15 protein-coding genes and 1 pseudogene are annotated in these 21,838 nt (G+C 42.9%); all 16 read left to right on the plus strand.

The window, feature by feature from the left end; translation table 11 throughout:
• A pseudogene (locus Q0R52_RS01010) lies at positions 1–199 on the plus strand (sugar phosphate isomerase/epimerase); the annotation flags it as partial.
• Positions 200–245: 46 nt separating this feature from the next.
• The gene (locus tag Q0R52_RS01015; protein WP_295791126.1) at positions 246–1,478 is read left to right on the plus strand and encodes an MFS transporter; all 1,233 of its coding nucleotides are present in this window, start codon (positions 246–248) and stop codon (positions 1,476–1,478) included.
• 65 nt (positions 1,479–1,543) lie between these two features.
• Positions 1,544–1,978, plus strand: coding sequence for a c-type cytochrome (locus Q0R52_RS01020; protein ID WP_295791129.1), 435 nt, complete (start codon positions 1,544–1,546; stop codon positions 1,976–1,978).
• 36 nt (positions 1,979–2,014) lie between these two features.
• Positions 2,015–3,274: a nucleoside permease gene (locus Q0R52_RS01025; protein WP_295791132.1), complete on the plus strand. Its 1,260-nt coding sequence runs from the start codon at positions 2,015–2,017 to the stop codon at positions 3,272–3,274.
• 12 nt (positions 3,275–3,286) lie between these two features.
• Positions 3,287–4,177 (plus strand): sugar phosphate isomerase/epimerase family protein, encoded by an 891-nt coding sequence (locus Q0R52_RS01030; protein WP_295791135.1) that lies wholly within the window; start codon positions 3,287–3,289, stop codon positions 4,175–4,177.
• 97 nt (positions 4,178–4,274) lie between these two features.
• Entirely contained in the window at positions 4,275–5,153 is an 879-nt protein-coding gene (locus Q0R52_RS01035) for a sugar phosphate isomerase/epimerase (RefSeq protein WP_295791137.1), read from the plus strand.
• A 91-nt stretch (positions 5,154–5,244) separates the two neighbouring features.
• Positions 5,245–6,009, plus strand: coding sequence for a DUF1080 domain-containing protein (locus Q0R52_RS01040; protein ID WP_295791140.1), 765 nt, complete (start codon positions 5,245–5,247; stop codon positions 6,007–6,009).
• Between the two features lie 120 nt (positions 6,010–6,129).
• Positions 6,130–8,586 (plus strand): glutaminase family protein, encoded by a 2,457-nt coding sequence (locus Q0R52_RS01045; protein ID WP_295791142.1) that lies wholly within the window; start codon positions 6,130–6,132, stop codon positions 8,584–8,586.
• Between the two features lie 249 nt (positions 8,587–8,835).
• Complete coding sequence (locus tag Q0R52_RS01050) at positions 8,836–13,002, plus strand: hybrid sensor histidine kinase/response regulator (protein WP_295791148.1); 4,167 nt, start codon at positions 8,836–8,838, stop codon at positions 13,000–13,002.
• Positions 13,003–13,106: 104 nt separating this feature from the next.
• The gene (locus Q0R52_RS01055) at positions 13,107–13,895 is read left to right on the plus strand and encodes an NIPSNAP family protein (RefSeq protein WP_295791151.1); all 789 of its coding nucleotides are present in this window, start codon (positions 13,107–13,109) and stop codon (positions 13,893–13,895) included.
• Complete coding sequence (locus Q0R52_RS01060) at positions 13,895–15,349, plus strand: NAD(P)/FAD-dependent oxidoreductase (protein ID WP_295791155.1); 1,455 nt, start codon at positions 13,895–13,897, stop codon at positions 15,347–15,349. Before Q0R52_RS01055 ends, Q0R52_RS01060 begins: the two co-directional genes overlap by 1 nt.
• 361 nt (positions 15,350–15,710) lie before the next feature.
• Positions 15,711–16,955, plus strand: a complete 1,245-nt coding sequence (locus Q0R52_RS01065) for an HlyD family efflux transporter periplasmic adaptor subunit (protein ID WP_295791157.1) — start codon at positions 15,711–15,713, stop codon at positions 16,953–16,955.
• 123 nt (positions 16,956–17,078) lie between these two features.
• Positions 17,079–18,503 (plus strand): TolC family protein, encoded by a 1,425-nt coding sequence (locus Q0R52_RS01070; RefSeq protein ID WP_295791162.1) that lies wholly within the window; start codon positions 17,079–17,081, stop codon positions 18,501–18,503.
• Positions 18,504–18,539: 36 nt separating this feature from the next.
• Positions 18,540–19,208, plus strand: coding sequence for an ABC transporter ATP-binding protein (locus Q0R52_RS01075; RefSeq protein ID WP_252792511.1), 669 nt, complete (start codon positions 18,540–18,542; stop codon positions 19,206–19,208).
• 25 nt (positions 19,209–19,233) lie between these two features.
• The gene (locus Q0R52_RS01080) at positions 19,234–20,463 is read left to right on the plus strand and encodes an ABC transporter permease (RefSeq protein WP_295791172.1); all 1,230 of its coding nucleotides are present in this window, start codon (positions 19,234–19,236) and stop codon (positions 20,461–20,463) included.
• Positions 20,464–20,493: 30 nt separating this feature from the next.
• Positions 20,494–21,690: an ABC transporter permease gene (locus tag Q0R52_RS01085; protein WP_295791175.1), complete on the plus strand. Its 1,197-nt coding sequence runs from the start codon at positions 20,494–20,496 to the stop codon at positions 21,688–21,690.
• Positions 21,691–21,838 lie beyond the last annotated feature (148 nt).

The following is a 21,838-nucleotide window of genomic DNA, read 5'->3' on the forward strand; positions in this document are numbered from 1 at the left end:
TAGTAAACTTACACAATATGACTACAGTGGCTGGGCGGTATTGGAATGGGAATGCGCCCTTAAGCACCCTGAAGATGGCGCACGCGAAGGCGCTGAGTTTATAAAAAATCATATCATACGCGTTACCGAAAAGGCGTTCGATGATTTTGCAGCATCAGGCTCTGATGACGCATTTAACCGCAAAACGCTGGGCATTTAACAGAAGAACCAATTAATTTAAACTAAATAAACCTAAAATTATTAAAATGCAATCCATTAACCGTACTCAACTATTCAGGGCAAGCTGCTTGTCGCTGTTGGTTACATCACTTTCATTTGGTATCAGGGCAGGCCTGTTAAACAAATTTGGAACAGAATTTCACCTGGATAAAGCTGCTTTAGCATCAATTACCGCTACAGCGTTTTATGGCTTCCCGATAGCAGTTGTAGTAGGCGGTATAGTTGTTGATATAATAGGCATGAAACGTTTGTTGTCTATTGCCTTTCTTTTTCACCTGGTCGGTATCTTATTAACAATTTTTGCACAGGGATTTTGGACGTTGTATATCTCAACTTTCCTTATCGGTTTAGCAAACGGTACGGTCGAAGCGGCATGTAATCCTTTAGTAACGTCCCTTTATACTGACAACAAAACAACTAAACTTAACCATTTCCATTTATGGTTTCCCGGTGGAATTGTAATAGGTACACTTATCGTGTCGCTGTTCGACAAAATTTTGAGCGGTCATTTGGCTGGACAATTAGTATGGCAAATAGAAGTAGGTGTTATGCTGATACCTACACTGATCTATGGATTCCTTTTTTCTAAATTGGATTTTCCTGTTACCGAGCGCGTGTCATCAGGTGTTAGTACCGGCGGAATGTACCGTGCACTATTAAATCCCCTCTTCTTATTTATGTTTATCTGTATGTTCGGCACAGCAATTACTGAGTTGTTTACAGGTCAATGGATAGATGTGCTTCTCAAAAACGTAACAGACAATGGCATATTGCTGTTAACGCTTGAAACGGGGGTTATGGTGCTTGGCCGTGGTTTTGCAAAGCCGGTTTTAAAAATGGTTTCACCACAGGTACTGTTGTTAATTTCCACAATACTTGCTGCTATTGGTATATACATGTTAGGTACGGTAAGTGGTAATATGCTATTTTTTGCCGCCATAGTCTTCGGGATGGGGGTATGTTTTTTCTGGCCTACTATGCTTGGCTTTGTAAATACCAATCTTCCGAATACTGGTGCGGTCGGCCTTAACCTAATGGGCGGTGCAGGTATGTTCGCGGTATCTGTATACACTATATTTATGGGCAGACATTATGACGAGATAGTAAAGCAAGCTGGCGGCAGTAATGCTACTGCCGGTCAGCAGATATTGCATACAACACTCATTATTCCGCTCGTGTTAATAGTTGCCTTTGCCGGCCTTGTAATTTATATGCGCTCAAAAAATAAAACCGCTCCGTTAAAAACAGCTGCGGTTTAGAAACAATAAAATATTATAATTGTAATTCAATAAATCCCAAAAATCAATTAACAAATACATCAACAATGAAAAAAGTTTTTGCAGTACTATTTATTTGCGCAGTAATATCAGCGTGTGGCGGCAGTTCAAAATCAGGCGGGAGTGCCGACACTGCTAAGGCAGCCGATCAAACAGCTAAAGCCCAGGAACCAAATGCCGATACCAGCGCCAATAAAACAGGCAGCAGCGGTACTTCGGGCGAATTAGCTCCCGGCGCTAAACTAATGGCCGGCTTAGATTGCACCACCTGTCACAAAGCCGACGTGAAGGTTGTTGGCCCGGCGCTAAAAGATATAGCTGCCAAATATCCACCAACCGCAGCTAATATTGATACCTTGGCTAACAAAGTAATAAAAGGTGGCAGCGGACATTGGGGCAATATCCCTATGGCGGCACACCCAACTTTAAAGGTTGATGACGCCAAGGAAATGGTTAAATACATTTTATCGCTTAAAAAATAAGCGCCGTTAATTTTAACGCCAACTAAACTACCAAACATGACCGCAACCGTCAGGGTTAAGCTATCTGCAATGATGTTCCTCGAATTTTTTATTTGGGGAGCATGGTTTGTGACATTAGGCACTTACCTGCTTACCTATCTTAAAACATCTGGGGGAGAGGTCGGCACCGCGTTTACGACGCAATCAATTGGCGCTATTATTGCCCCCTTTATAATCGGATTGATTGCTGACCGCTATTTTTCGGCACAAAAGATATTAGGCGTATTGCACCTATTTGGTGGGGCGCTTCTTTGGTGGGCTTCCATATCAAAAGACTTTGCTGCCTTTTATCCAGTAATATTAGTTTATATGATATTATATATGCCAACGTTAGCATTGGTAAATTCAATATCTTTCAGGCAAATGCAAAACCCAAGCAAAGAATTTGCTCCGATACGTGTACTTGGCACTATCGGGTGGATAGTGGCAGGAGCAGTTGTAAGCTGGCTTAATTGGGATAAACAAGGAAACGCACCTGCGCTGGCTAATACGTTCAAAATGGCCGGAAGTGCCTCTTTATTATTAGGATTATTTAGCTTTACACTTCCCAAAACTCCGCCTGTTAAACAGGGGCAAAAGGCTTCTATCGGCGAGATTTTGGGGTTGGACGCGATAAGGCTATTAAAAAACAAGTCGTATTTAGTGTTTTTTATTGCTTCGATAGCCATATGCGTACCTTTAGCATTCTATTACGGTTTCGCTAATCCGTTTTTTGGAGAAGTCGGGATGAAGGCTACTACGGTTACACAGTCGTTAGGTCAAGTTTCCGAAACCTTATTTATGATTTTAATACCTTTCTTTTTCGTAAGGTTAGGAGTTAAGAAAATGCTGGCGATAGGTATGATTGCATGGGCTTTGCGCTATGTGCTTTTTGCTTATGGCGATGCAGGCAACAACTACTGGATGCTGATTGGAGGGATAGTATTGCATGGCGTTTGTTACGATTTCTTTTTTGTAACGGGGCAGATATATACAGACAATCTTGCCGGAGAACAATTTAAAAGTGCCGCACAAGGGTTTATAACTTTAGCAACCTACGGAGTCGGTATGCTGATTGGTTCAATTATTTCAGGAAAAGTATATGATAGTTACGCAACTAGCGAGCATGTCCATAACTGGCAGGCTATCTGGTTAATACCAGCTGCTATCGCCGCTGTTGTACTGTTAATATTCCTGATGTTATTTAGGGATAGAACAAACATGAATACAAAACCTGGCCTTGATATCGAGGAACCGTCACCACAAGTCCAAATCTAACACAAACCAATTATGGCATTTAATCAAAACAGAAGGTCGGCAATAAAAAATATCGTTGCCGGTACCGCAGCTATCACCGCAACAGGTATGCTATCATCATTCACAACAGAAGAAAAAGAGCAACAGGCAGCATTTAAGCTGAAGGGCAACATCAACCATTCAGTGTCGCCTTGGTGTTATAGCGAGCTAACGCTCGACCAACTTTGCGTAGTTTCCAAAGAAATTGGCATAACGGGTGTCGATTTATGCGGCCCTAAAGACTGGCCCACACTACAAAAGCATGGCATGTATTCGCCTATGTGCAACGGTGCTGAAATTAACCTGACTGATGGTTTCGGTGATACCGAGTTTCACGAAAGGCTGATAAAACAGTACACCGATATGATTCCGCTGGTAGCCAAAAATGGTTATACTAACCTGATATGCTTCAGTGGTAGCCGTCGTGGTAAGGATGATGAAACAGGATGGAAAAATTGCGAAGCGGGTCTGAAAAAATTACTTCCGCTTGCTGAAAAACACAAAGTTGTATTATGTATGGAGTTGCTAAACGGCAAAATAGATCACAAAGATTACCAATGCAACAAATCATCATGGGGTGCCGAACTTTGCAAAAGAATAGGCTCTGATAATTTTAAGTTGTTGTATGATATTTACCACATGCAGATTGACGAGGGTGATATCATCCGCAACATAACGGATCATCACCAATACATAGCTCACTTCCACACAGGAGGTATACCCGGTCGCCACGAAATTGACGACACCCAGGAGCTTTATTACCCGGCAGTAATGCGCGCCATTGTTGCCACAGGCTTTAAAGGATATGTAGGACAGGAGTTTGTGCCAAAGAACCCGGATAAAATAGCATCGTTAAGGAAAGCTATTCAGATTTGCGACGTATAGGGAGTAGAATCAAGAGTCAAGAACCAAGACTAAAAAACTGTGATGCCGCGTTCTGTAGCGGCTATGAACTATGAACCATTAACTATGAACTAACGATATGACTACCAGAAGAAAATTTTTAACCCAGGCAGGAATGTTATCGGCAGGAGTAATCCTGGCGCCGCGCCTGTTATCGGCCATGCCCGCAAGTAAAATTGTTGGCCTGCAGATGTACAGCCTACGCGATCAATTACCAAAAGACCCCAAAGGTGTGATTGCAAAGATCGCAGCCGCTGGGTACAAGGAAGTGGAAACGTTTGGCTACTCGAAACAAGGAGGCTTTTGGGGTTTGGATGCCAAAGCATTCAGCGACGTGTTGAAGGCCAATGGCCTCAAAACGCCAAGCGGTCACTTCGGGATGGACGAATTTTTACTGCAGGGTAAAACCACTGAGCTTGAAAATAATATTGCCGCAGCTAATGCCACCGGCATGAGTTTCATAGTTATCCCATCAGTTAATGGCGAAGCATTGAAAAGCGCCGATTCATTTAAAAAGATAGCCGAAAAAATGAACAAGGCAGCCGAAATTTGCGGCAAAGCAGGTTTAAAACTAGGCTACCATAATCATAATTTTGAATGGAAACCGGTAGACGGAACCACCTTTTACGACACCATTTTAAAAGAGACTGACGCAAAGCTGGTACACATGGAAATGGATATTTTCTGGGTGATACGCGCAGGACAGGACCCGGTGAAACTATTTAAACAACATCCGGGAAGGTTCGCATTATGCCATATTAAGGACCGGGACAAAAAACAAACCGACTTGAACACCGAAATTGGCAAAGGTAGCATCGATTTTAAAACGATAATGATGCATGCGAAAGAAGCGGGCTTGAAACACTTTATCGTTGAACAGGAAAACTTTACCAATATAGACCCTTACGTTAGCATTGCCGAAAGCGCTGCCTATGTTAAGAATGTTTTGCATGTATAGTTGATAAGTTGGTGTTTGCACACCTGCGTAATCAATCTTACAGTGGCTAAATCGGTTTAATTACTTTAATTGTCAAATCAAAATCAAAAAAATGAAATACTCAATAATACTTACCGCTGCACTAGCCAGCAGCTGTTTTATAGTAAATGCACAACAGGCAAAGCCCGAAGATACCGAAATTTACACCCCGGTACCACCAGTAGTAACACCGGGCAAAATGTTAGGCGACGCTCCGTCTGACGCCATTGTTTTGTTCGATGGTAAAAACCTGGACCAGTGGGTACAAAATAATGATAAATCACCTGCCAAATGGGACGTGAAGGATGGCATATTAACGGTAAACAAGCACTATGGTAATATCGAAACTAAAAAAGCATTTACTAACTACCAGTTGCATATAGAATGGCGCGAACCTACAACCCTTGAAGGTACCGGGCAGGCACGCGGTAACAGCGGTGTGTTTTTAGCCTCAATTGGCGATGGAGATGCCGGATATGAACTACAGGTTTTAGACTCATACAATAACAAAACCTACACGAACGGTATGGCGGGCAGTATCTACAAGCAGGCTGTTCCGCTGGCAAACCCGGCACGTAAAAATGGGGAATGGCAAACTTATGATGTAATCTGGAACGCGCCCACATTTAATGAGGATGGCACTTTAAAAACCAAAGCGCACGTTACTGTTATCTATAACGGCGTATTGGTTGAAAATAATTTTGAACTATGGGGCCCGACCTTATATATTGGCAAACCTGAGTACAAGAAACACGGCGCAGCTCCGATTAAGCTGCAGGCCCACGGCGACAAAAGCGAACCCCTAAGCTTCCGCAACATCTGGGTACGCGAATTATAACTTTTTAAAGAACTAAGAGTCAAGAGCCAAGAGTCAAGAAAGGAGATTAGCGGGAATTTGCTATCTTCGTTTCTGTCTTGATTCTTGGCTCTTGTTTCTTGAATCTATTTTCTACGCATTATGAATAAAAAATATTTGATAGCATTATTGATGCTGGCTTTTGCCTGTAATTTAGTTAATGCCCAGGTTACAAAAGCCCCGGCTTATCCTTTAATTACACACAATACCTATTTCAGTATATGGTCGATGACGGACAGCCTGAACGCGCATCCCACAAGACATTGGACGGGTAAAGACCAGTCGTTGATGGGGATGATTAAGGTTGACAATACTGTTTATCGTTTTTTAGGCAAAGATGTACCTGCCTATACAACGGTGTTGCCTGCCTCAGACGAACACGGCTACAATTGCCAATACACCCTGACTGACCCCGGAAAAAACTGGTCGGACACGAAATTTGACGACAGCAAATGGCAAACTGGCGCGGCGCCTTTTACTGATGATAAAAAACAAGCTAAAACTGTTTGGACAAGTAAAGATATTTGGGTTAGGCGCACTTTTGTTGTAAAAGACCTGAATATTGACAGACTGATTTTGAAACTTTATCATGATGACAATGTCGACGTTTATTTGAACGGCGAAAAAATATACAGCGTAGTTGGGTGGACAAGTGATTTTAAGTTAATTCCGCTGAAAGAAAAGTTTAAGGATAAACTGGTTAAAGGGCAAAATGTATTAGCTATACATTGTACCAATACTGCAGGCGGTGCATGGCTTGATGCCGGCCTGTTAAACGAAGTGAAAACCAAGCCAACCGGAGTTTTGCTGGCCAAACAAAAGGCTGTAACCATGAATGCCACACAAACCATTTACGATTTTGAGTGCGTAGGTGTGGACCTTAAGGTTACCTTCACTTCGCCACTGTTAATGAACGATTTGGCGATTTTTTCGAGGCCGGTATCGTATGTAAGTTATAAGGTAAAATCAAACGACGGTAAAAACCATAGCGTAAAAGTATTTTTTGGTGCCTCATCCGCCGTGGCGGTTAATACTCCTTCACAGGAGGTAACCGCGCAAAAGTATCTTACAAAAACTTTGTCCATTTTAAAAGCCGGTACTGTTGCCCAGCCCGTTTTACAGAAAAAGGGAGACGACCTCCGGATTGACTGGGGTTACATGTACGTAGCTGTTCCAAACCCAACCGGGGCCGTTCAGTACATAACCCAGCAAAGCGAAGCAGTGAGCTCGTTTTTGTCTAAAGGAACAAATGTTGCTGTTACAAAAGGCCGTCAATTATCCTTAAACACTGTTCTTGATTTTGGCAGTATTGGCGCAATAGCAAAAGATAAGTTTGTTGAGTTGGGCTATGACGATCTTTATTCTGTTCAATACTTCAAACAAAACTTAAAGCCATGGTGGAAAACCACCGGCGCAACTATCGAAACAGAGTTGAATACAGCTGCCGTTGAATACACTTCGGTTATGCAAAAATGCGACGCATTTAACCACAGTATGTATAGTGCAGCAATGAAAGCAGGTGGTAAAAACTATGCAGATTTATGCGTGATGGGCTACCGTCAAAGTATTGCCGCACATCAATTGCTTAAAAGTCCGCAGGGAACGATATTGTTCTTATCAAAAGAGAACTTTAGCAATGGTTCTATCAATACTGTGGATGTTACTTACCCCTCAGCGCCTTTATATTTAATTTACAATCCACGGTTGCTGGAAGGTATGTTAAACGGCATCTTTTTTTATTGCGAAAGCAAAGCCTGGGGACATGATTTTGCCGCCCACGATTTAGGCACGTACCCGCTTGCAAACGGCCAGACCTATGGCGAAAATATGCCGGTTGAAGAATCAGGTAATATGATAATTCTGACGGCCGCTATTGCAAAGGCTGATGGTAATCCTTCGTATGCTAAAAAGCATTGGAAAACGCTAAGTACCTGGGCCAATTATTTAAGCGAAAACGGCTTTGACCCGGGCAATCAGCTTTGCACTGACGATTTTGCAGGTCACCTGGCACGTAATGCAAACTTGTCGGTTAAAGCTATTGTTGCCCTTGGGGCGTATGCTGATTTAGCGGATAAACTCGGACAGAAAGCAGTCGCACAAAAATACAAGGCCATTGCCGTTGATATGGCTAACCGTTGGCAAAAGCTTGCGGATGCCGGCGACCATTATTCGTTGGTATTTGAAAAGAAAGATACCTGGAGCCAGAAATATAACCTGGTTTGGGATAAAGTGCTGGGCCTGAAGTTATTCCCGCCTGCAGTTTACAAAAAGGAGATTGACTATTACTTAACCAAACAAAACGAATTTGGCCTGCCGCTTGATAGCCGTAAAACCTATACAAAATCCGACTGGATACTATGGACTGCGGCTTTAGCCGACAACCCAAAGGACTTTAAGGCATTAATTGACCCTGTTTACAAATATGCAACCGAAACACCAACCCGTGTACCTTTAAGTGATTGGCACGAAACCACCAACGGCAAAATGGTAGGCTTCCAGGCGCGTAGTGTTGTGGGCGGCTATTTTATGAAGCTTTTGGAAATAAAATGGGTGAAATAATTTCATCACAACGGCGCGATGTTTTGCGGCTCCGAAAGTGATAATGCAATAACTTCGCCGCGCATTTTTTTAAAAGGGATAACAAATTAATAGTTTGTTATCCCTTTTTGTTTACATTTAAAATCAAACTTATGTGGGTCTAAACCCGTATAAGTATCCGATTATAAACCAATAACATAGCTGCCTTAACCTGGGTTCGTTTACTATTTTCATATAAAATGCGGTTATTATTGGCTGAAAGCCCTGCGTATGGTTGTATTTAGAAATTTTGTTGTTCTAACCTTATTATTCATCACTTTAAACGGCTTTTCGCAAAACCAAAGTCTTAAGTTTGAGCATATCGGTACGGCCGAAGGATTGTCACAAATAAATGTTTCATGTATTATACAAGACAGCCGTGGCTTTATGTGGATTGGTACGCGTGATGGCCTGAACCGATACGATGGCTATAAATTTATTGTTTACAACCACAGTTTTCAGGATGACAACACTATTAGTAACAACCAGGTAACTGATCTCGCTGAAGATAAAGATGGCAATATTTGGGTAGGTACCCTTACCGGCCTGAATAAGCTCGAACGCAAAACAGGTCGGTTCACAAGATACCTCCACAGCGATAAAAACACAAACTCCATTTCAAGCAATGCCATAAACAAGCTTGCGTTCGACTCGGCCGGAGACCTTTGGGTTGGCACTCAAAAAGGCGGGCTTGACTGCATTAACATCCCCAAAAATACTTTTAAACATTTTGTACATTCTGATTACGATGCGAATACCCTGAGCGATAATAATGTCAGTACCGTTTTTGAAGATTCGCAGCATCGTTTGTGGGTCGGTACGTCAGGCGGGGGACTAAATCTGTTTGATCGTAAAAATAATCTCTTTACCAAATACAAAGCAAGCACTATAGCAAATTCTATTTCTGAAGATAATGTTTCCTGTATTTTCGAGGATCCAAAGCATCGTTTGTGGGTAGGTACTGCCGATATGGGTTTTAATTTATTCGACCCTGCGAAGGGAACATTCCGGCGGTATATGCACCGTGACAAAGATTTAAGCAGCTTATCGAGCAACGCCATTTACGCCATTAATATGGACGAAACCGGCAAACTATGGGTTGGTAGCGAAAATGGCGGTGTAAGTATTTTGGATATTGATAAAAATACCTTTACCAATTTTGAACACGACGACATCGACAAAAACAGCATCGATGGCAACACCATTTACAGTATTTGTAGGGATAACCTTAATAATATGTGGCTTGGCGCATTCAGCGGGGGCATTAACCTGTTAAAGCGCAGTACTAAAAGTTTTGCCCATTACCGGCACAGTTCATTAGCTAACAGTTTGTCGAACGATTTTGTACTTGATTTGTACGAGGATGCCGGTAAAAACCTGTGGGTAGGCACCGATGGCGGTGGTGTGGATGTATTTAATCAGCAAAATGGTACCGTAAGGCATTACAAGCAACAGCCCGCCAGTAAAAACGGACTTTGCGGTAATTATGTAATTAAAGTAAACCAGGACGAAGATGGTGATTTTTGGATGGGTACCTGGGCGGATGGAATAAGCATATTCGATCCCAAAACCGGTGTTTTCACCAATCTGAAGCATAATCCGTCTAATCCAAATAGTTTAAGCGGTAACAACGTTTATGCGCTTATTCATACAAAAGATAAAAAAACGTGGATTGGTACCTATAACGACGGGCTGGACCAATATGATAAAAAAACAAACACCTTTAAAATATTCAGGTACGATGTAAATAATCCGCACAGCGTTAGTAGCGACAGAATTTACTCGCTGCTGGAAGACAAAGACGGAAACCTTTGGGTAGGTACGTATGACGGCGGGTTGAATTTGCTCGACAGGTCAAGCGGCACATTTATCCGTTTTCAGCACGAAGAAAACGCAAACACCTTAAGTAATAATGCGGTACCAGATTTATTCCAGGATAGTAAAGGTAATATATGGGTAAGTACTTTGGCCGGGCTTGATTTAATGGACCCTAAGACACACCATTTTAAAATATTTACAAAAAAGGACGGTTTACCCAGCGATATTATTTACGCCGTACGCGAAGACAATAACGGCAAACTTTGGATAAGCACCAATAATGGCATTTCGGAATATAACCCGGACAACGGTATTTTTAAAAACTACACAGTTGAAGATGGCTTACAGGCCGATGAATTTAAATCGCATTCGGCATTTAAAAGCGTGGATGGTAAATTATATTTTGGCGGTGTAAATGGCTTTAATGCCTTTAAACCTGAGGAAATATTGAAACCCGCAGGGTTCTCTCCAATACTTATTACGTCGTTCCAGGTTTTTAATAAGCAACTTACGGTGGCTAAAGATAGCAGCGACCCATCTCCGTTGAAACAGGATATTTCCGATACGAAAGATATTGTCCTGTCATACAAACAGTCTGTCGTATCGCTGGAGTATGCCGCCCTTGATTTTACATCGCCCAATAAAAAAAGCTATGCATACATCTTAACTAACTTTGATAAGGACTGGAATTATGTAGGCAGCAGAAGCACTGCATCGTACACTAACTTACCCCCTGGTACTTATACGTTTAAAATTAAATATAAAAACAGCTCGGGTTCATGGTCGCCTGCCACAGCCGGGCTTAAAATAATTATTGTTCCGCCGTTTTGGTTAACGTGGTGGTTTAGGATTTTGGCTCTTGTGTTGGGTGTCGCGGCAATTTACACAGTATTTAAGCTGCGCATTCAATCCATCAAAAAACAAAAAGCAATATTGGAAAGGCAGGTGCAGGAGCGTACAGAAAGCCTTGCAAAAATGACGATTGATGAACGCGAATCGCGCAAGGCGGCAGAAACTGCCCGCGAGGAAGCAGAGAGCGCTAACAAAGCCAAGAGTAGTTTCCTGGCCATGATGAGCCACGAAATACGGACACCCATGAATGGTGTGATCGGTATGGCTGGTTTGCTTTCAAGTACAGAACTTACCGTGGAGCAGGAAGAATATGCAGAAACGATAAAAACATGCGGCGAATCGTTATTGGCTATCATAAACGATGTACTCGATTTTTCGAAGATCGAATCGGGTAGTATGGAACTGGATGAACAGGACTTTGATTTACGCGACTGTGTTGAAGGGGTATTGGATTTATTTGCCGAAAAAGCGGCACAAATTGATTTGGTATACCAGGTTGATCATAATGTGCCACCGCAAATTGTAGCAGACCCGTTACGATTGCGGCAAATATTGATAAACCTGGTAAGTAATGCTATAAAGTTTACCAATAAGGGCGAAGTTTTTGTTGGTGTTAAGGTTGATGAGCAGGCGGCGGATGAACTGCAGCTGCTCTTCAGCATACGCGATACAGGCATAGGCATTCCTGCGGATAAGCTGAACAAGTTGTTTAAAGCGTTTTCACAGGTCGACTCGAGCACTACGCGCAAATACGGGGGCACGGGGTTGGGCCTGGCGATCAGCGAAAAACTGGTGAACTTAATGGGCGGAAAAATTAACGTCGAAAGTGAACTGGGGGTGGGGACCACTTTTTCATTTACTATAAAATCAAAAGCAGGTGTCATCGCGCAACGCAATTACGTTTATCTTAATATGCACGAACTGGAGGGTAAAAAAATCCTTGTAATCGATGATAACGCTACCAACAGGGATATATTGAAAACGCAATTAGAACAGTGGAAGTTTCAGCCGTTAATTACGGCGTCGGGAACAGACGCTTTGAAAGCCCTAAGTGGTAAACAAAAAGTTGATCTTGTATTGTCAGATATGAAGATGCCCGATATGGACGGCGTACAGCTGGCAAAAAAGATAAAAAAGAAATTTCCTGATTTGCCCATCATACTGTTAAGCTCGACCGGGAATGAGCAAAGTAAAGCAGCCGCCCACTTATTTAATGCTATATTAACCAAACCCACCCGGCACCAGGTATTATACCGGCATATTGCTGAACAACTAAAGGCAACCGGTGACGTAGTTAAAAAGCAGCAGCCCTCATCAGCTTATTTCTCCGAAGATTTTTCGAAGTTATATCCTATGGAAATTTTGATTGCTGAGGATAACCTGATTAATCAGAAGCTGGCTGTGCGTATTTTAAATAAAATGGGTTATAACCCGCAAGTGGTGGGCAACGGGCATGAAGCGGTTAATTCCATGCTTGAGAAAAAGTACAATATGGTATTTATGGATGTGCAAATGCCCGAAATGGATGGGTGTGAGGCCACTCGCTTTATTCGCGAACATATTGAACAACAACCCATAATAGTCGCCATGACTGCGAATGCTATGCCTGAGGATCGCGAGACCTGTATGAAGGCCGGCATGGATGATTATTTAGCCAAACCCATGAAGATTAGCGATATTATGGACGTGCTGGAAAAATGGGGAAAGCATTTGGGTGGCGCGCAATGAACTGAAAGTTTATTCTCTGGAACATAACTAAAGATTTTTTCGATACACTCCATTTAATACGCCTTAAAGCGGTAAATTCACCTTTATTTTAAAAACTGAATTTTATGCGTCCCAATTACATTTTCCTTGCCCGTTTCACCTTTCTTTTTTTGGTATTGATTTGCGCGGGCAACCTGGCAAAAGCCGCCGAAGGCTACTATTACCAACTAAAAATTTATCACTTTAAAACGGATGCACAGCAAACCCGCACGGATAATTACCTGCAAAACGCCTATTTGCCGGCCATGCACCGTGCTGGTATTAAAAACGTAGGTGTATTTAAGCCTGTTGCCGGCGATACGCTTGGCAAACGTATTTATATTTTTATTCCCTACAAAACGTTCGATCAAATAAAGAAAGTTGATTTGGCTTTAGCCGCCGACCAGCAATATATAGCCGACGGGAAAGACTTTATCGACGCAGTTTACAACGATGCGCCTTACACGCGCCTGGAAACAATTCTATTAGGTGCTTTTCCGAAAATGTTATATGCTGATGTGCCGCAGCTAACCGCAAAAAAAGCCGACAGGATTTACGAGTTGCGAAGCTATGAAAGTGCAACTGAAAAGCAGAACATCAACAAAGTAAAGATGTTTAATGATGGCGACGAAGTGGCGTTGTTTAAAAGGCTCGGCTTTAACGCGGTGTTTTACTCCGAAGTTTTAGCCGGCGCTCACATGCCAAACCTGATGTACATGATTACCTTTAACAGTATGGCCGACCACGACAGGCTTTGGAAGGCTTTCGGTAATGATCCGTACTGGAAAACACTTTCTGCAAAGCCGGAATATCAAAACAATGTATCTCATATTGATGCGATTTTTTTGCACCCAACAGACTATTCGGATTTTTAATGCGGGAAAAACGCGATTACGACGTGGTTGTAGTTGGTTCGGGGCCAAACGGGCTTGCTGCTGCTATTTTTATGCAGCAAAAAGGCTTATCAGTTTTACTGCTTGAAGGTAAGCCAACAATAGGTGGCGGCCTTCGTACTGCCGAACTTACGCTGCCTGGTTTTAAACACGATATTTGTTCGGCCGTGCATCCGCTGGCTGCTGCATCGCCTTTTTTCGAAACATTGCCTTTGAGCTTGCACGGGCTCGAATATATTTATCCGGAAGTAGATTGTGCCCATCCTTTAGATGATGGCACAGCTGCGATATTAAAAGGCGCTACTGAGGAAACTGCTGCAGGGCTCGGCGCAGATGAGGAAGCCTATCTCAAATTAATAAAACCTGTAGTAACGGATTGGCCTTTAATCGCGCCTGACGTATTAGGGCCGTTGCATTTTCCGAAGCATCCTTTGTTGATGGCAAGATTTGGCCTGCCGGCTTTAACTTCGGCATCGCATTTGGTTAACCGCTTTAAAACAACACCGGCACGGGCGCTATTTGCCGGGATGGCTGCCCATTCTATACAGCCTCTATCCAATTTAGCTACTTCAGCCATTGCGCTGGTGCTGATGGCCAACGGGCATTTAAAAGGCTGGCCAATTCCCAAAGGCGGCTCCAACCAAATTGCCAATGCGCTGGCGTCATACTTTGTATCGCTGGGCGGGAAGATAGAAACCGATACTTATATCACATCATTACAGCAATTACCATCGGCACACGCGCTTTTGTTTGACGTAACTCCAAAACAATTGTTGCAAATTGCCGGACACAAATTTTCGTCGATCTACAAATGGCAACTGGAACGTTATCGCTATGGTCCCGGTGTTTTTAAAATTGATTGGGCGCTGGACGGACCAATTCCGTTTAAAGCCGAAGAATGCCGTAAAGCGGGTACTGTGCACCTGGGTAACACGTTTGAAGAAATATCCGATGGCGAACAACAAATATGGAACGGCAAACATCCTGAAAAGCCTTTTGTGCTAATGGCCCAGCCAAGCATCTCCGATCCAACACGGGCTCCGCAGGGTAAGCACTCGGTTTGGGCTTATTGTCATGTACCAAACGGATCGACAGAAGACATGACCGGGATCATCGAAAACCAGGTTGAGCGCTATGCGCCCGGTTTTAAAGATACGATACTGGCCCGCCACACCATGAATTCTGCCCAAATGCAGGAATATAACCCCAACTACATCGGCGGCGACATAAATGGTGGAGTGATTGACCTTGCCCAGTTGTTTACCCGCCCGGCACTGCGTTGGTCACCTTACAAAACCTCTGCGAAAGGTATTTATATATGCTCCTCATCAACGCCTCCCGGAGGTGGTGTACATGGAATGTGCGGATATAACGCAGCGAAAAAAGTAACCGCTGAATTATTTGATTACGTTGATTCCGCTGAGTTTAATCGCTGATTTTTGTGATTATGTTGATTCCGTTGATTCTGTCGAAACCATGATTTGCCTTATTGAAAGATTATAGGATGCTATAGGCTTATTTTTAGATAATCTTAATCCTGGTACACCTAAGCATCAGTGTCATCCGTTATCTCAGCAAACATCAGTGATACTTCTTTTCTTAAGCATTCATCAAAATCACCAGCGATAAAAAATCAACGGAATCAACGTAATCAAAACTCAATCAGCGGTTCCGATTCCGAGCTTTTTGTCCGATATCGGACAAAAAATCAATTTTAAAAAATCATAAACTGTTATTTACTAGTATTTTAGCGTTGGTATGGTGATTGTATATAACTATGCTATACATAGTACTATAATGGATACAGAAATCACACAAGAGGTTACATCGCAAAGAAAAAGAAAAACAATTGTAATTGTACTAATAATTGCAGCAGTTGTTTTTGGTTTAATATGGGCATTACGGGCGACGTTAAAATCGTCCATAAAAAAATCGGAAATAACTACCGCAGTTGTGGAAACCGGGAATATTGAAAATACCCTGAATGCCACCGGCGAGGTATTGCCTGAATTTGAAGAAATATTAACCAGCCCCATCAATGCATCAATCAAAAAGGTAATTATGGATGCCGGTAATAAAGTAAACGCCGGGCAGTCGATATTGACGCTGGATAAATCGGCCACGGAGACGGATTTTGAAAAACTCAAATTTCAGCTGGAATCGAAACAGAACGAGATTAAAAAATTGAAGCTCGACCTGAACAAAAGTTTTTACGACATCCAGTCGAACAACGATATTAAAAAGTTGCGTATCGATAACCTGGCGGATGCGGTTGAAAATGCCAAGCGCCTGTTTAAAGCAGGCGGTGGCACCCGCGAAGGTATTGAGCAGGCTGAGCTGAACCTGAAAGTTGCCCAACTCGAAAAGAAGCAACTGGAAAATGAGGTAAAGAACAAGCAGCAAACCATGCAGATCGAAATAAAAGAGGCCGAAATTGCCGCCGATATTTTAAGCAGCGATTTAAACGCCCTGCAGCGCAAGCTTAGCCTGGCAAATATTGTAGCAACCCGATCGGGTGTGGTTACTTACGTAAACAAAAACATAGGTGCTAATGTACGGGAAGGAGAGTCGCTGGCGAGAATAGCTGATTTGGGAAGTTTTAAAGTGCAGGGCAGTATATCTGATAACTCAATGGACCAACTGCACACAGGCCTGCCCGTTATAGTGCTAATAAACGAGGTGCAATTGCGTGGGCACGTGGTAAATGTATCGCCCTCTATTCAAAACAGCATTATCTCATTCGATATCCAATTGGATGAGCGCAACAACAAGCAACTGCGTCCCAACATGAAAGTGGAAGTTTACCTGGTTACAGCCACCCGCAACCATATTATGCGTGTTGCCAACGGCCCGGCATTTAAAGGGCCCGAGTTGCAGGACATATTCGTGCTGAGCAATGGCAAAGCCGAACGGCGCACAGTCCATATCGGCCTTACAAATTTTGATTATGTAGAGATAAAAGACGGCGTTAAACCCGGCGATGTAGTCATCAACTCGGATATGAGCGAGTATAAAAATTCAAAGGAGATAAGTGTGAATTGACGGTTAGTTGATTAGAGGTTAGTTAATTAGAGATTAGTTAAGCGCAAAAATCCTTTGGTCACCCGATTTTAAAATCTTAGTTAAGAAAAAATGAAAATTCTATATTCAATAATACTTCTGATCTTGAGCATTAATGCTTTCGGTAGCAGCTGGCCCGACTCAACACGGCTTACTTTGAAGGAGGTAGTTGCTATGGCGAAGGATAACTCCATCGCGGCCAAGCAGTCCATCACAACACGCGAAACCAAATACTGGCAGTGGCGGACGTTTAAATCAAACTATCAGCCGCAGCTTTCGCTGAGCGGAAACTTGCCGGGCTATAGCAAAACAAGCACACCTGTGGTTCAGCCGGATGGTACCATTGTGTTTCAGCCCATACACTACGACAACTCTTCGTTAACGCTAAATTTTAGCCAGAGCATTACAGCCACAGGCGCCACTATTTACGGGCAAACCAATTTGCAGCGCTTCGACGATTTTGATCGTAACAGCGTTTTGTACAACGGCGTGCCGTATGCAATAGGTTTTAGTCAGCCGTTGGGACAGTTTAACGCGTTAAAATGGGACAAAAAAATTCAGCCGTTACTCTTCACTGAAAGCAAGCAGGCTTATATAGAGGAACAGGAACACATATCTATAACGGTTACCGGTTACTTTTTCGATTTGCTGCTGGCACAGGTAAACTTGCAAACCGCTGAAGCTAATTTAACCAACACCGCAAAAATATTGAAGATTGCCAACTTGAAATTTGATTTGGGTAAAGTCTCAAAAAACGAAATACTGCAACTACAGTTAGAACAACTAAATGCCCGCAAGGCGGTCGGCACAGCCAAACGTGATATGGAAATAGCTACCCTCAACCTGCGCAGCTACATAGGGCAAGAGGGCGACGAAAAAATTGTGCTGCAGGTGCCCGAAACCATCAGCCAGATGAGTGTAACTGCCGATAGAGTTTTAGCTGAAGCCTTTGCCAACAGGTCGGATGCCATTGCGTTTATGCGCCGCATTGCCGAAGCCAAACGTGATGTTGCCCTGGCGCATGGCCAAACAGGTTTAACCGCCACCCTGACTGCGAACATCGGTACATCTAACTCGGCTAAAAACATACCGGGCATTTACCGGAATGCGCAAACACAGCAACTGGTAGAATTGCAGTTTTCAATACCTGTATTGGACTGGGGGCGCTCGAAAGCGAAAATTAAAACCGCCGAGGCCAACCAGAAATTTACCGAATACTCGGTTGAGCAGGATAAGCAAACCTTTAAACAACAAATAGTTACCCAGGTTTCGCTGTTTAATGTGATGAAGGACCAATTGGCGCTAACCGCGGAAGCAGATAGCATTGCATCTGAAAAATATAAAATAGCCCGCGAACGCTATGTTTTAGGCGACCTCAGCATCACCGACCTCAGCATTGCCTTCCAGGAAAACGACCAGGCCAAACGTGACTATGTACAATCGCTCCGCGACTTTTGGAGCGCATACTACCAACTGCGTTACCTGTCGCTTTACGACTTTGAACGAAATGAAAAAATTACATATAAATAATTAATTAACTCACTCACATAACACTAATTAAATACTATGATATCCTTACAAAACATCGAAAAAGTATACCGCACCAATACAGTTGAAACACTAGCTTTGAACAGCATTAGCCTCAATATAGCCAAAGGAGAATTCCTATCGATAATGGGCCCCTCGGGTTGCGGTAAAAGTACATTGCTTAACATAATGGGGCTGCTGGACGCACCTTCGAAAGGCAATATTAAGATAGCCGACCAAACTACTGATAAGCTGAACGACAAGCAATTGGCGAATTTTCGCAACCAAAAGCTGGGCTTTATTTTCCAGAGTTACCACCTGATAAATGATTTGGCGGTATTGGACAACGTTGAGTTGCCTTTACTTTATCGCTCGTCGGTATCAGCCAAAGAACGCAGACAACTAGCTACTGAAGCCCTGGAAAAAGTGGGGCTGGCTAATCGCGTTAAACACTTCCCAAATCAGTTGTCTGGTGGACAAAAACAGCGGGTAGCTATAGCACGAGCAATTGTTGGTCGCCCGGAAATTATATTGGCTGATGAGCCGACTGGTAACCTTGACAGTGCTATGGGTAATGAGATTATGGACATACTGATGAAGCTCAACCAAAACGACGGCACTACCATAGTAATGGTTACGCACGACGAAAACATGGCACATAAAACCCATCGTTTGGTCCGCTTATTTGATGGTTCGCAGGTTCAATAATTTATCAGCCTAAAAAATTAAGATCATGCTTAAAAATTATTTTAAAATAGCCATAGCGGTATTGCGCCGCCGAAAATTCTTCACGTTTATCAGCCTGTTTGGTATCAGCTTTACGCTTACTATATTGCTGGTACTTACAGCATTTATCGATAAAGTTGTCGGCGACAGCTATCCAGATAAAAAGCGCGACCGCTCGTTATACGTTTCGCGCATTCAATTATCCTATAAGGATGGACGGAGTTCTGGGCCGCCATCGTATTATTTTTTAGATCATTATGGACATACGCTTAAAACGCCCCTTAAAATAGGCATTGCATCAGGCTTTAACGGTACCAATACTTATGTAAACAATAAAAAAATAGCTGTTAACTACAAATACACTAATGCGGACTATTGGGATATAATGGAATATGAATTTACAGAAGGTAAAGCGCTCACCAAACAGCAAATAGATAACGCCGACAAAGTCGCAGTGATTTCAGAAGACATGAAACGGGAATATTTTGGCGATGTACCATCTGTTGTGGGTAAACTTATTGAAGCGGATAATGTAAAATACCGTGTTACCGGCGTCGTGAAAAACGTGCCGATAACCACCTACATGCTGTACAGTGATATTTACCTGCCATATACCGTTGCAAAAACCGATTTCAGGAAAGATAAAGGTTACCAAGGCGGGTTTTATGGAATATTTCTGGCAAAATCAAGTGCCGATTTATCTAAAATGCATGATGAATACGAGGATATGATAACCAGGGTGCCGTTACCAAGCAAGGACGTAATAAAAATATACAGCCATGCCGATCCATATATCCGGTCCTACCTTGATGCAGGCGACGAGAATCATTCCGGCGTGGCTATTGCGCTTACAGCTATCAGCATTTTTGCTTTGCTGGTAATGTTGCTGCCAACGCTTAACCTGGTTAATATCAATATCACCCGTATTATGGAGCGATCGTCGGAAATTGGCGTACGTAAAGCCTTCGGCGCATCATCGCGTACATTGGTTTACCAGTTTATTGTGGAGAACATTATTCTAACATTGCTGGGCGGGCTGATAGGGGTAGTGTTATCGGTAATAGCACTGCAGGTAATTAACGGTGAAAACCTTATACCCAACCTTGTTTTAACGCTAAACTTTACGGTGTTGGGCATTGGCTTGCTGATATGTTTCTTTTTTGGCCTGCTGTCGGGTGTTTATCCGGCCTGGCGCATGTCGAAACTGAATGTGGTAACCGCGCTTAAGGCACAATAAAAATTGTCAAATCATTTAAATTAAGATATTATGTTCAAGCATTTATTTAAACTGATATGGAATAAAAAGAAACAAAACTTTTTATTAATGTCCGAGATGTTGTTCTCTTTCCTGGTACTATTCGCGGTGTTTACCCTGCTGGTGTACTACTATAATAATTATAAAAAACCGATGGGTTTTGAATATCAAAACGTTTGGGTGGTAAGCTATAATAACTCCTTTAAAACAACCAATACCGATTCGCTTGATACCTATTACCAAACATTGAGCCAGAACTTAAGGGCGCTACCGGGTGTTAAAGACATCAGTTTTTGCAGCGATAATGTTCCTTTTTCGCAAAATACCTGGTCGGGAAGTGCAAACTATAACGGAATGCAGGTAGGGGGAGTAAACCAATATATTGCTGACGATAGCTACAACAGTACCATGACCACGCAACTACTGGAAGGTCGTTGGTTCAATAAAGCAGACGTAGCCTCAAAAAATCAGCCCATAATCATCAGTTCAGATTTAAAGGAGAAGTTTTTTGGAAATGGACAAGCAGTTGGGAAATTAATTGGAGATGGCGACCAACCCGGCCACGACAAAAAGCTAATGAAAGTTATAGGTGTAATACAAGGCATTAAAGCCAAGGGCGACTATGCACCTGCAGGCTATGCAGTCTATCATCGTACTGACACAGGCTCCTACCATTCGCTTGGTAAAATAATGGTGCGGGTTAATGAGGGTGCCACCGCTGCTTTTGAGGCCCGACTTTACAAAACATTGGCCAATTATATGAAAAACTCGAATGTGGAAATTGAGCACCTTACCAATAGGCGGGTATCTACCAACTATTTTACAGTTGTACCGATGATAGTTTTGGGTATCGTAGGTGGTTTTTTGATAATTAATGTGGCTTTAGGTCTGTTCGGTGTACTTTGGTATAACATTAACAAGCGCCGTGGTGAAATTGGTTTACGCAGGGCGGTGGGTGCCACAGGCAGTTCGGTTTCATGGCAACTAATAGCCGAATCGATGATACTGGCAACGCTTTCCCTAATCCTGGGGACGTTTTTCGCGATTCAGCTGCCATTGCTTAATGTGTTTGACCTAGCAGCGGGGATTTACCTGGTAGCGATGGTTTTTGCTATTGTATTTATTTACCTGCTGGTGTTTTTATGCTCGCTTTATCCTGGTAAGCAGGCTGCTGCCATTTATCCGGCGGTGGCACTGCATGAAGAGTAACCTGAACCGGGATTAAGCAGATTAACGGATTGCACGGATCACGGCTGCGATTCGCCGCAATCTTATAAATCATCTAATCCGCTTAATCCCGGTTCAGATGAAAGGATTACCTGGATTGAGGCCGCCATTCGCCGAAATCTGATAAATC

The organism is Mucilaginibacter sp. (genome assembly GCF_025359345.1).
Lineage (GTDB): Bacteria > Bacteroidota > Bacteroidia > Sphingobacteriales > Sphingobacteriaceae > Mucilaginibacter.